Origin of the sequence: Exiguobacterium sp. s63, from assembly GCF_018617335.1 — a bacterium.
Classification (GTDB): domain Bacteria; phylum Bacillota; class Bacilli; order Exiguobacteriales; family Exiguobacteriaceae; genus Exiguobacterium.
The window spans coordinates 1-12,409 of record NZ_JACSKB010000008.1 but is presented as its reverse complement, the minus strand read 5'-3'; the positions used below and the strand labels follow the sequence as shown (position 1 = coordinate 12,409).

The following is a 12,409-nucleotide window of genomic DNA, read 5'->3' as shown; positions in this document are numbered from 1 at the left end:
GAGGTGGTGGGATTCGAACCCACGCAGGCTGTTACACCCCTGACGGTTTTCAAGACCGTTCCCTTAAACCACTTGGGTACACCTCCAAAAGATATAAAATTGTGTGAGCCTCCAAAAAAGAAATGGAGGAGGTGGTGGGATTCGAACCCACGCAGGCTGTTACACCCCTGACGGTTTTCAAGACCGTTCCCTTAAACCACTTGGGTACACCTCCAAAGCTCATATGCAATTCATGAGCAACAGTGTCGCTCGACATGATTTATAGTACCAACTGAAGAGACAGATGTCAAACCCTTTTGTGAAAAAACATTAAAAAAATTGAGCAACCTCAAAATCGAGGCTGCTCAAGCGTTTAGTTCGGCATTTCAATCTTTTCTTTTCCACCCATGTAAGGACGAAGGACTTCTGGAATCACGACCGATCCATCCGCTTGTTGATAGTTTTCCAAAATCGCTGCGACCGTCCGACCGACAGCTAATCCTGAACCGTTCAACGTGTGCACGAACTCCGGTTTCGCATTGGCATCACGACGGAAACGAATTCCCGCACGACGCGCTTGGAAATCTTCAAAGTTTGAACAAGAAGAAATCTCACGATAGACCCCTTGTGCCGGCATCCATACTTCAATATCGTATTTTTTCGCCGCAGTGAATCCGAGATCTGCCGTACACATGCTGAGCACTTGATACGGAAGACCAAGACGTTTCAACACTTCTTCGGCATGACCTGTCAACAACTCTAATTGCTCATAAGACTCTTCCGGTTTCACGAAGCGGACGAGCTCGACTTTATTGAATTGGTGCTGACGGATCAAACCGCGCGTGTCACGTCCCGCTGACCCGGCTTCAGAGCGGAAGTTCGCGCTGTATGCTGTATATGCGATTGGAAGCTGTGCTTCCGGAAGAATTTCTTCACGGTGCATGTTCGTGACCGGTACTTCAGCCGTCGGAACGAGGAAGTAGTTCGTATCTGCTACTTTAAAAGCATCCTCTTCAAATTTAGGAAGCTGACCCGTCCCTGTCATTGAATCACGATTGACCATGTAAGGTGGTAATACCTCGGCATAACCATGCTCATCTGAATGAAGGTCCATCATAAAGTTGATGAGGGCACGTTCTAAGCGAGCACCTAATCCTTTATAGAAAACGAAGCGGCTACCTGTTACTTTTCCTGCGCGCTCGACATCGACGATTTGAAGATCTTCCATCACGTCCCAATGTTGTTTCGGCTCGAAATCAAAATCAGGTTTCGTCCCGATTTCACGAATCGTCACGTTATCATCTTCCGTTTCTCCGATTGGAGTTGATTCATGCGGGATGTTTGGGATGCTGAGTAAGATCAAGTTAAGCTCTGCCTCAACTTCGCGTAACTCTTCATCCAATAGTTTGATTTCATCACCGAGGCGGCGTGTCTCTAAAATCGGACCTTCCGCATCTTCTTTGTTCCGCTTCAATTCAGCGATTTGTTTTGTCGCTTCGTTGCGCTTCGCTTTCTTCACTTCCACTTCGTTGATCAAGTCACGGCGTTTCTCCTCTAGTTGTGGGAAACGGTCAAGTGCACTCAAGTCTTCCCCTCGGTGTGCTAACTTTTCTTTAATTCCTTCAAAATCCTGTCGCAAACGTTTAATGTCTAACATTGCTATTCCTCCTTTTTCATATAAAAAAGGTGGCACGTCCCTTTCCCGTAGGAAAGGGACGAACCACCTTGGATCCGCGTTGCCACCCTCGTTGCTCAAACAATTGAGCCACTCGATGCACGTAACGTGTGCAAACGTGACCTGTTTCCAAGTCAATGCTCCGAGGCCGATTCGGTTACACCATCTCACTAGTTCACACCAACCACTAGCTCTCTGTCAGTAGATGTACATAACGTACTTATTCTCATCATCGCATCTGTCATTGAATTAATCTTACTTTACAACATCTGTTCTTGTTCGACAAGACTGATTTTTCCAAGTGCGAGTCGGATTTGATCGAGGAAATCCAAAAAAGCTCGCGTTATTCTCGTCAAGAATGAAGCCGTATCGATGGAATCCGCTGTGACTAGTGTCACCTTCGGGGGAACTTCCCCTTCCAAATAACGAACGTGTTCCGAAGAATCGATGGTGACCACGCCTGCTTGCGTATCCATTTTGACCGGGGCCTTTAAATCGAGTAATTCAACTTTTACCTCAGGAACAGGTTTTCCTTTCTCGACTAACACTTCAAAGTCATTCGTCGTTCGAACTTCCACGTGTTCTTCCTCACCTTTTGAGACCGACGCCATTTTCGAAACGGTCTCACCCGTTCGCAAAATCGGGGTCATGACGAAATCAGTATACGCATAGTCATGTAATGCTTTCGTTGCGGCGTACCGTCCTTCATCCGATGTCGCACCTAATACGACCGAAAGAACAGTTCGCCCATCTCGCGTTGACACGCCGACAAAACAATACCCAGCTTCGTTTGTCGTTCCCGTCTTAAAGCCGAGCATCCCTGGATAAGCGAGGTCGCGACCAGTCAACATACGGTTCGTCGCATCGAATCGAACTCCATCAACATCGACATACGTTCGCTTCGTCACGTCGAGCACTTCAGGATACGTTGATAAAAAAGCAATCGCTAGCTTCATCAAATCTTTAGCAGACGTCAAATTATCACCGGGTAAACCAGCCGATTCAGAATCGAGACCTGATGCGTTCGCAAACGTGGTTTGGGTCATCTCGAGTTCATCAGCCCGGCGATTCATTTCTTTGACGAATGCCTCTTCCGAACCCGATACGGCTTCCGCGAGTGTCACGGCTGCTTCATTTGCGGAGCGAATCAATGCGGCATCATACAATTCTTTAACGGTATATGGTTTATTTAGGAGCGGGATTCTTGCCAATCCCGGCTTTCTCGTGAGGGCAAGAGCGGCGTCACTCGGTGTGATTTCTTGTTTCCAACTGAGTTTCCCTGCTTCAATCGCTTCGCGTGTCAAAAATACTGTCATTAGCTTCGTGATTGAAGCTGGCTGCAGCATCGAGTCTTCTTGTTTAGCAAATAACACCTGACCTGTCGTCACGTCTACAAGCATCGCGCTCGCCGCATCCACTTTCGGTGTGGTTGCAGAGACAGCTGAAGGCAGGATTGCCTGCATGACGAAGACGAATGTGAGTAAGATGATGAAATAACGGGCCTTCACATCGTTTCCCCTTTCTATACGATTCTTGTTTCAGTGTAACAAAAAATAAGTTTGAAGGACCCCTTTTTTATGAGGTCCTCCAAACTTATGCATATTGCTTCTGATTTTCTTTCACCATCTCGATGAAATAGCGATGCAACGATAAATCTTCCGTCAATTCTGGATGGAACGAACAAGCAAGGTATTGGTTATAGCGAACGGCTACAATCGCTTCCTCCATTTCAGCGAGCACATCTACTTCCGGTTCAACTCGCGCCACTTGTGGGGCACGAATAAAGATCGCTTCGACTGGCTCATCGATTCCTTTTACTGGAAGATCGACTTCAAAACTGTCGACCTGACGTCCGAACGCATTGCGCTTTACTGTCATCGGGATTTTCTTCAAGTGCGCATCATAACCTTCGACTTCGTTCGCGAGAAGAATCATGCCGGCACATGTACCGAACATCGGTAACGTCTCCATGTTCCGAAGTGGTTCAAGTAATCCATACCGATCGAGCAGTCGACGCATTGCGGTACTTTCTCCACCTGGTAACACGAGTCCGTCGATTGACTCCAAGTCTTCTACCGAACGAACGACAACAGTTCGAGCACCTAGCGCTTCTAGCATGCGAACATGCTCGCGAATCGCCCCTTGCATTCCTAATACGCCAATCGTCACCATGTTACCAGCCTCGTGGTGCCATGAGTTCTTCTTCTTTGAGCGTGCGGACATCGAGTCCTTTCATCGCCTCACCCAATCCTTTTGACAAGCTCGCAATCCGCTCATAGTCATCGTGGTACGTCGTCGCTTCAACGATGGCACGTGCGAATTTCTCCGGGTTCTCTGCTTTAAAGATTCCTGATCCGACGAAGACTCCGTCTGCTCCGAGGTGCATCATCAAGGCCGCGTCCGCTGGTGTCGCGATTCCACCTGCTGCGAAGTTTACGACCGGAAGACGGCCCGCTTCACGGATTTGCATCAATACTTCAAACGGTGCACCGAGGTCGCGCGCTTCTGTCATGACTTCATCCACACTCATCGACAAGAGACGTTTCACTTGCGCTTGTACGGTACGCATATGACGAACCGCCTCAACGATATTCCCTGTTCCTGGCTCCCCTTTTGTACGAATCATTGCTGCCCCTTCACCGATCCGGCGGGCTGCTTCACCGAGGTCGCGTGCCCCACATACGAACGGTGCCGTATAGTCGCGCTTGTACAAGTGGAACTCTTCGTCGGCTGGTGTCAATACTTCGCTCTCGTCAATGAAATCGACCCCCATCGACTCAAGGACACGTGCTTCAGCAATATGTCCGATTCGGCATTTTGCCATAACCGGTACAGATACTGCACCCATGACGTCTTCAATGATTGTCGGGTCGGCCATGCGGGCAACGCCACCCATTTTACGGATATCCGATGGTACACGTTCGAGCGCCATGACAGCTACAGCCCCGGCAGCTTCCGCAATCTTCGCCTGTTCCGCGTTGATGACGTCCATGATGACGCCACCTTTTTGCATTTCTGCCATCCCACGTTTTACTTTATCTGTCCCTACTTGTCTCTTTTCCATTGAAATCCCTCCATTGATTCGTGTTCTACTTGCTAGTATAAGTTGAATTGACTATATTAAAAGTGTCAGTTTCTTATTTTTTAAAGTGGTCAGTTTTAAAAAAAGGACTCTATTCCATCTGTCACGAACCTGTTGAAGTATAAAGGAGGAATATGTATGTTAAACCGTGATTCGTTCGATGGAGGTCATCGTGCCTCATTCGGTACACCCGGGATTGTCTCTTTCCTCATCATTCTTGGGTTTATGCTCTACTTCTTTTGGGGTTCATAAAGAAAGGAACATCACACCATGGACATGCTTACCTTATCGCTTGATCAAGAATCGTCCATCCCGCTTTACGAGCAATTGTATAAACATATTCGGGACGCCATTCTCGATGATACGTTAAAGACAGGAACGAAATTACCTTCGAAACGGAAGCTCTCTCAATTTTTAGATGTGTCGCAGACAACGGTCGAGTTCGCATATGCCCAGTTACTCGCCGAAGGATACATCGAATCCATTCCTCGAAAAGGATTTTATGTGTTACCACAAGAAGAGCTATACGTCCGGCGATCGAGCAGTACAATCACTCCCGCTCCACCGCCGAAGACGTATGAGTATGATGTTTCACCGAGTCAAATCGACACGACTGCCTTCCCCTTTGAGCGATGGAAGCGCCACGTCAAACATGTCGTCGATGACGTGCATCATGAATTCCTCGCGTTAGGTTCCGTTCAAGGAGACCTTGAATTGCGTCAAGAAATCGCCACGTATCTTTATCACTCCCGCGGCGTGCAGTGCTCACCGGAACAGATCATCGTCGGTTCGGGGACGGAACAACTGTTGCCCCAACTCTTGAATCTCTTACCTGACTCGTCCATCTTCGGGATTGAAGACCCCGGTTATCCGCTCACACGCTTGTTGTTCGAGCAACAAGGACGCACATCCATACCGATTCCGGTGGACGATAGCGGCGTCTGTGTGAAGGAACTTGAACGTCATGCAATCGATGCACTATACGTGACACCCGCCCATCAATTTCCGACGGGGACTGTCCTATCTGTCAGTCGACGACAACGATTGTTGAACTGGGCGCTCGTCCATCAGACGTATATCATCGAAGACGATTACGACAGCGAGTTCCGCTATAGCGGCAAACCGATTCCGTCGCTTCAGAGCATGGACCCGAACGAACGGGTCATCTACATCAGTACGTTTTCAAAATCGCTCATGCCATCCTTACGCATCGGCTATATGGTCTTACCGACACCTTTGTTAAACCGTTATCGGGAACGACATCGTTATTTCACCTGTAGCGTTCCCCGATTCGAACAACAGACGTTGGCGTTATTCATGTCGAGTGGTGACTTTGAGAAGCATTTGAACCGGATGCGAAAAATATACCGTCGTAAGTTAGAAAGTGTCCTCGCTGCCTTCCGACCATTCGAACCGACCGTCACCGTGACCGGAGCCAGTGCCGGATTGCACGTTGTGTTGACCATCGCCACCGAGCGCACGGAGCAAGAATTGAAGCAGTCCGCCGAATCCGCCGGAATCGCCATTAAATCCATGAATGACTATCGCATCGTGCATCCAGATTCCCACAAGCAATTTCTGTTCGGATTTGCGCATTTGTCTGAGTCGACGTTACCTGACGTGATTGAGCAGTTGATGCTTGCGTGGGCAGTTGTAAAAGGAGGAAAGTCATGAATCCACGACTTCGATGGCTCATCGGGTTTTTGCTCATCGGGATCGGCATTCTCTTACTGACAAGTTCGATTTGGAAAGATACGATCACCCGTTCCACTAGTGAATACGTAATAGAACATATGGAAGTACAGCCAGATGACGCATTTGAACCGAGTTATGATTTCGAGGCCGTCACGCCACTCTCGCTAAAAGATGTTTTAGAGGCGCGCAATCGATTTCATGATTTACCGACTATTGGTGTGATTTTCATTCCCGATGTTTCACTTAAACTGCCAATCATTCAAGGGCTAGATGATGAAAATTTGGCAGTCGGAGCGGGAACGATGCATCCTGACCAGCGAATGGGCGAAGGAAATTATGCACTCGCCGGGCATTATTTACGAAATGCGACCGCTCTATTCGGTCCACTCCATGAGATTGAGATAGGGACGACGATCTATCTTCAAGATGAAACGCAAACGTATGAGTACGTGGTCACTTCGCTTGAAACGGTCTCTCCTGAACGGGTCGATGTATTAGATGACACCTCCACCCCAACAATCACGTTAATCACGTGTACGTTCGATACGACAGAGCGCCTGATTGTCAAAGGAACGCTCGTCACTTCTTCAACCTAACCGTTTCTCCTTTTAATTCGGAGAGGCGGTTTATTATTTTTCCAAAAACATATTGTGAGCGCTTTCAAGTTCCGCTAAACTATTTTTGAAAACGTTTGCATAAATTTGTGCAAATACATTTGACAGAAAGAGGTGCCTCATGAAAAAAACAACCGCTCGTCAGGCTTCAACGCTGATTCTTTCGGGTGCATTACTCATTCAAGCCGGTATCCCGATGAACGCATTGGCGGAACCGACCACTGTGACCATCGACGGATCGAAGACGGACTGGAGCTCGATCCCAGCCCTCGCGACTTCACCTGCTACGGGTTGGCAAGGATTTGATGTCGGTGATTTATACATACAAAACGACGCTCAACACCTTTATTTTTATGTAGATGCGAACAATGTCCCGAATTGGGGCGACAATGGCCAATACATTAACATCGCCCTTCAAATTAACGATGAAGATTCTGGCATTTCTAAAAATCCTCTCGGATACCCATTCGACTTTTCAGGTGTCGACAAGGCACCTCAATATCATATTCTCGTTCGTGTCGACGGCGATCAAAAAGTCAAAGAAGCGGCCCTCTATAAGGCCGGTCAGGACACGCCTCTCTTACAATTGAACCAATTGAACGGGGCGGCTTTCGCAGTGGACCGAACGAAAGGATTCGAAGGAAAGATTCCGCTCTCCTTACTCGGGCTAAACAACGGGGACCAAGTGCGTGCCTTGACTGTATTGAGCGGAAATAATGCGGGAGAGCATGGTGCATTCGATACGATTCCAAGTAACGCCGCAAACCAACTAGCAAACAGCTGGAACGTCGCTGCTACGCCGTCGACGCAATCTGTGTATAGTGCTCCCTTCACATTAAATGGGGTGGAGACGATTGATCAGCTTGAAGTCGTTTCGGTGACCCCGGCTTCATCCTCAATCGACGTGGATGTGTCTTCCCCAATCACATGGACGTTCAACGAACCCGTCCGTCTCGATGCTGAAGCAGTCACGCTACAACAAGGAGAAACGCAGATCCCGGTCGACGTGGTGACGAACGGAGCAACTGTTACAATCCAGCCGAAAGAGGCACTCGCTCTCGATACGTCCTATACGGCTACCATCCCAGCGGATGCGGTGACGGGGACACTTTCGAACACGACACTCCCTGCCTTGACGACAACGTTCAAAACAGCAACCAAAATCGCCGATCCGTGGGAAACGACTCGTTATATCAAGATGAAGTATGTTCGTGCGGATGGTGATTATAGGGATTGGAACCTGTGGACATGGAGCACCGGCAAAAAAGACGGTCAAGTTGACCCGTATCGCATCACAGAGGACGGTGCCATCTTCCGAATCCCAGTCGGTCAAGACGCCACCAAAGTCGGGTTTGTCATCCGAAAAGGTACGGATTGGGCTGTGAAGGACGCTTATGGAGAAGACAGATACGTCACACTTGGAGAAGACCGTGTCACGAAAGTCATCGTCGAGAGCGGGAAAGGTGTGTTCCATCAAGTTCCGACAATCAACGGACCGGTATACGGTACCGATGGGATTAGTTTCTTCTATCGTGATGTAGCGCTCTATGAATCTGGAAAAATGGGCGATATCGAGAAGGTCGCACTCAAGATCAATGGGGAAACTTATCCGATGACGTATGAGCCTGACAACGAATGGTTCCGTCACACAGTACGTTTGCCTGAAGGCATTCATGACTACACGTACCTCGTCACAAAAGACGGGGTGACGACTGAAGTGAAAGATCCGTATTTCGAGGCTTCCCAGATCGAATATCGCCAACCGACCGTCAAACTCACTTCATCGGTCAGTCCAAAAGCGATTAGTTCCCGCGAAAATGCCGTCGTACGAGTGAAGCCAACCTTACCGAAGGGCGTGACGCTTCGTGAACTCTATATCGATGCACGACCTCTCGGTGGACCTGCCAAGCTCCATATCGATCGTGCACTGAATGCTCAAACCATCGCGGTGAAAGATACAGTCAAACCAGGAAATAAGACACTGTCTGTCACAGCCATTGACCAATACGGAAATGTCCATCGCTCGAAGACCACGATCCGTGTCGTTCCGAAAACGATGAAAGACAAACAAACCTTTGATTGGGATGAGGCAAGAATCTACTTCATGTTGACGGACCGTTTCTATAACGGGGACTTGTCCAACGACAACCCGAACCGTGAGTATTATGACCAAGACCACCCGGAATCATACCACGGTGGAGACTTTGCGGGTGTCACGAAAAAACTTGATTACTTGGATGACCTCGGCATCAATACCATCTGGGTGACACCGATTGTGGATAACATCGATTGGGATTTACGTTACGGAAAAGACGGGTCTCAATATGGGTATCATGGCTACTGGGCGAAAAACTTCGAGAAGCTCGATGAACATCTCGGCGACATGGCCGCATTCCACAAATTGATTGACGAGGCGCATAAGCGCGGCATCAAAATCATGGTCGATGTCGTCTTGAACCATCCAGGCTACGGCATGGAACCGGGCGCAAGTTCAGCTGTCACGAATTTCCCGACGGACGCAGAACGTCAAGTGTTCGATGGCATGATTCGGGAGAATCCGGTCGACGGGGATGACCTGAAGATGTCCTTGTCTGGTCTTCCTGATTTCAAGACGGAAGAAGCGGCCGTTCGAGAACAGTTGGTCAAATGGCAGACCGATTGGATCAAACGTTCGAAGACGAAAAAAGGAAATACGATTGACTATTTCCGTGTCGATACAGTCAAACATGTGGATTCAACGACGTGGAAGTCATTCAAAAATGAGCTGACCACAATCAAACCAGATTTCAAACTGATTGGTGAACACTATGGAGCCAGCATCAACAATACAGGCGGTTATTTGAGAAGTGGGCAAATGGATTCCTTGCTCGACTTCGATTTTAAATACCAGGCCGAGCGATTCCTAAACGGCAACATTGAAGATGTAGAAAAAGCGCTCCAATACCGAAATAACCAATTATCGAATGAAGCAACGCTTGGACAATTCTTAAGTAGCCATGACGAAGATGGATTCCTCGTCTCGCGCGCAGGTGGAGACACAGGCAAGCAAATGGTCGCTGCTGCCCTTCAGATTACGGCAAAAGGTCAACCGGTCATTTATTACGGGGAAGAGGTCGGACAATCTGGGAAACATGCAGGGGATATGGACAAAGGCGAGTTCAACGAAAATCGCTATGATTTCGACTGGTCACGTGTCAAAGGGGAAGGAAAAGCGATGCATACGCATTACCAGAAATTGTTGAACATCCGTGCAGACTATTCTCACGTATTCAGCAAAGGAACACGTTCATCCGTCGCTGTGAGTGCTGCGTCTGGGTATTCAATCTTTGAGCGGGTCTACGGCAAACAGTCCGTTCTCGTCGGGTTGAACACGAAAGAGAAAGCCCAACAAGTCACATTTAAGACAGCGTACAAACCAAAAACGGTATTGGTCGACCGCTACAGCGGGAAAGCATGCACGGTACAAAAAGACGGGAAAGTCACCGTCACGTTACCAGCCCAAGACCAGGGAGGTACCGTCATCCTCGTTGAAAAACGAAAATAATCACAAAACCGCCATCCTGAGTGAACAGGATGGCGGCTTTTCATTAACGTGAATAGTTTGGTGCTTCTTTAGTGATGTTGACATCGTGTGGGTGGCTCTCTTGGAGTCCAGCACCTGTCATACGAATGAACTGTGTGTCTTCACGAAGGGCACGAATGTCGGCAGCGCCGCAATACCCCATACCTGAACGAAGACCACCGATCAATTGATAGACCGTGTCAGCTAGTTCACCGCGATACGCGACGCGACCTTCGATACCCTCTGGAACGAACTTTTTGTCCGCTTCCTGGAAGTAACGGTCTTGACTACCACGTTTCATCGATGCTTCCGATCCCATACCACGGTACGTCTTGAATTGACGACCTTGGTAGATTTCCATCTCACCTGGACTCTCTTTCACACCTGCAAGCAAGCTTCCAAGCATGACTGCGTTGGCTCCAGCGGCGATGGCTTTGACGATATCACCAGAGTACTTGATTCCACCGTCAGCGATGACTGAGACACCGTGCTCTTTCGCTTCTGTCACACAGTCATAAACTGCTGTGATTTGTGGAACTCCGACACCAGCGACAACACGTGTCGTACAGATTGAGCCTGGTCCAATCCCAACTTTAATGACAGATGCTCCTGCTTCAATCAATGCACGCGTCGCTTCAGCAGTTGCTACGTTTCCTGCGATGATTGGAAGTGACGGGAACATGTCACGTAACTCACGAACTTTTTCAAGTACGCCTGCTGAGTGTCCGTGTGCCGTATCGATGACTAATGCATCCACACCTGCTTCAACTAAAACTTGAGCACGTGAAGCCGCATCTTTCGTGACACCGACTGCAGCTGCAACAAGAAGACGGCCTTGCTTATCTTTAGCAGCGTTCGGGAACTGTTCGACCTTCTCGATATCTTTCGTCGTAATGAGACCTTTCAATACGCCGTTCTCATCGACAAGTGGAAGTTTCTCGATACGATGTTGATGAAGGATACGTTCAGCTTCTTCAAGCGATGTACCCACTTTTGCTGTGATGAGGTTCTCTGTCGTCATGACATCTTTGATCACCGTCGAATAGTCTTTAATGAAGCGAAGGTCACGATTCGTTAAGATACCGATCAATTGACGTTCTTCTTCTGAGTTGACGATTGGGACACCCGAAATACGATACTTACTCATCAAGTATTCTGCATCATATACTTGACGGTCTGGAGTTAAATAGAACGGGTTTGTGATGACACCATTTTCTGAGCGCTTTACGCGATCGACATGCTCAGCCTGCATTTCCATCGACATGTTCTTATGGATGACACCCAGACCACCTTGACGAGCCATAGCAATCGCCATTGGGGCTTCTGTGACGGTATCCATGCCGGCACTGATGATTGGAATATTTAATTCGAGTCCTTCACAGAGCTTCGTGCTTAAATCAACGTCACGGGGTAAAACATTTGAAAATCGTGGTACGAGTAATACATCATCAAATGTTAAACCTTCTTTTGCAAACTTATTTTCCCACATAAAAATTGATGGCCCCTTTCTCGTTCTACCTACATCTTTGTTTCGAAATATTTCTGTAATGGTAACAGGTATAACGTAAAAGTGCAATTCAATTCCCGATGTTCAGAAAGTTCAGAATTGTGTTCATTCACTCAAATAACATGCAAATTGTTCGGAATTTCACCGTGTAGACGGATAGAACATGGAGCTCGGTTTCATTATGTACGTAAAAAAACGACCGAGCGTATGCTCGGTCGTCCTGCGTTGTTGCCTGGCAACGTCCTATCCTCACAGGGGGAGATCCCCCAACTACTTTCGGCGCTGAGACGCTTAA

At 48.2% G+C, this 12,409-nt stretch carries 8 protein-coding genes, 2 tRNA genes and 1 other annotated feature; of the genes, 3 read left to right on the top strand and 7 right to left on the bottom strand.

The genetic code is table 11. From position 1 onward, the window contains the following. From KNO90_RS14465 to pdxS, 6 genes are all read right to left on the bottom strand, one after another. Positions 1 to 86, bottom strand: a tRNA-Ser gene (locus KNO90_RS14465). 37 nt (positions 87 to 123) lie between these two features. Continuing rightward, positions 124 to 214 (bottom strand) — tRNA-Ser (locus tag KNO90_RS14460). A gap of 138 nt (positions 215 to 352) precedes the next feature. Beyond that, positions 353 to 1,636, bottom strand: coding sequence for a serine--tRNA ligase (serS, locus tag KNO90_RS14455; RefSeq protein WP_214743130.1), 1,284 nt, complete (start codon positions 1,634 to 1,636; stop codon positions 353 to 355). Positions 1,637 to 1,687: 51 nt separating this feature from the next. Beyond that, positions 1,688 to 1,896: a binding site (T-box leader), on the bottom strand. Positions 1,897 to 1,914: 18 nt separating this feature from the next. After that, positions 1,915 to 3,162: a D-alanyl-D-alanine carboxypeptidase family protein gene (locus KNO90_RS14450; RefSeq protein ID WP_214743129.1), complete on the bottom strand. Its 1,248-nt coding sequence runs from the start codon at positions 3,160 to 3,162 to the stop codon at positions 1,915 to 1,917. An 85-nt stretch (positions 3,163 to 3,247) separates the two neighbouring features. Then, positions 3,248 to 3,826: a pyridoxal 5'-phosphate synthase glutaminase subunit PdxT gene (pdxT, locus tag KNO90_RS14445; protein ID WP_215113895.1), complete on the bottom strand. Its 579-nt coding sequence runs from the start codon at positions 3,824 to 3,826 to the stop codon at positions 3,248 to 3,250. Between the two features lies 1 nt (position 3,827). Beyond that, entirely contained in the window at positions 3,828 to 4,718 is an 891-nt protein-coding gene (gene pdxS, locus KNO90_RS14440) for a pyridoxal 5'-phosphate synthase lyase subunit PdxS (protein ID WP_214743127.1), read from the bottom strand. 288 nt (positions 4,719 to 5,006) lie between these two features. Here pdxS and pdxR point away from each other — a divergent pair, with 288 nt between their 5' ends. From pdxR to KNO90_RS14425, 3 genes are all read left to right on the top strand, one after another. Further along, a complete protein-coding gene (gene pdxR / locus KNO90_RS14435) occupies positions 5,007 to 6,410 on the top strand; it encodes a MocR-like pyridoxine biosynthesis transcription factor PdxR (RefSeq protein ID WP_214743126.1) in 1,404 nt (467 codons plus the stop codon). Further along, on the top strand, positions 6,407 to 7,027 hold the full coding sequence (locus tag KNO90_RS14430; protein WP_215113894.1) for a class A sortase: 621 nt from the start codon (positions 6,407 to 6,409) through the stop codon (positions 7,025 to 7,027). Before pdxR ends, KNO90_RS14430 begins: the two co-directional genes overlap by 4 nt. 139 nt (positions 7,028 to 7,166) lie before the next feature. Beyond that, a complete protein-coding gene (locus KNO90_RS14425; protein WP_215113893.1) occupies positions 7,167 to 10,589 on the top strand; it encodes an alpha-amylase family glycosyl hydrolase in 3,423 nt (1,140 codons plus the stop codon). 43 nt (positions 10,590 to 10,632) lie between these two features. On the opposite strand, the gene guaB is transcribed toward KNO90_RS14425, so the two are convergent. Further along, the gene (gene guaB, locus KNO90_RS14420) at positions 10,633 to 12,096 is read right to left on the bottom strand and encodes an IMP dehydrogenase (RefSeq protein WP_078145949.1); all 1,464 of its coding nucleotides are present in this window, start codon (positions 12,094 to 12,096) and stop codon (positions 10,633 to 10,635) included. Between the last annotated feature and the right edge of the window lie 313 nt (positions 12,097 to 12,409).

Excerpts from the sequence above, each read along its gene's own strand:
- serS (WP_214743130.1), bottom strand. The coding sequence starts at position 1,636 with ATGTTAGACATTAAACGTTTGCGACAGGATTTTGAAGGAATTAAAGAA.
- pdxT (WP_215113895.1), bottom strand. The coding sequence starts at position 3,826 with ATGGTGACGATTGGCGTATTAGGAATGCAAGGGGCGATTCGCGAGCAT.
- pdxS (WP_214743127.1), bottom strand. The coding sequence starts at position 4,718 with ATGGAAAAGAGACAAGTAGGGACAGATAAAGTAAAACGTGGGATGGCA.
- pdxR (WP_214743126.1), top strand. The coding sequence starts at position 5,007 with ATGGACATGCTTACCTTATCGCTTGATCAAGAATCGTCCATCCCGCTT.
- KNO90_RS14430 (WP_215113894.1), top strand. The coding sequence starts at position 6,407 with ATGAATCCACGACTTCGATGGCTCATCGGGTTTTTGCTCATCGGGATC.
- KNO90_RS14425 (WP_215113893.1), top strand. The coding sequence starts at position 7,167 with ATGAAAAAAACAACCGCTCGTCAGGCTTCAACGCTGATTCTTTCGGGT.
- guaB (WP_078145949.1), bottom strand. The coding sequence starts at position 12,096 with ATGTGGGAAAATAAGTTTGCAAAAGAAGGTTTAACATTTGATGATGTA.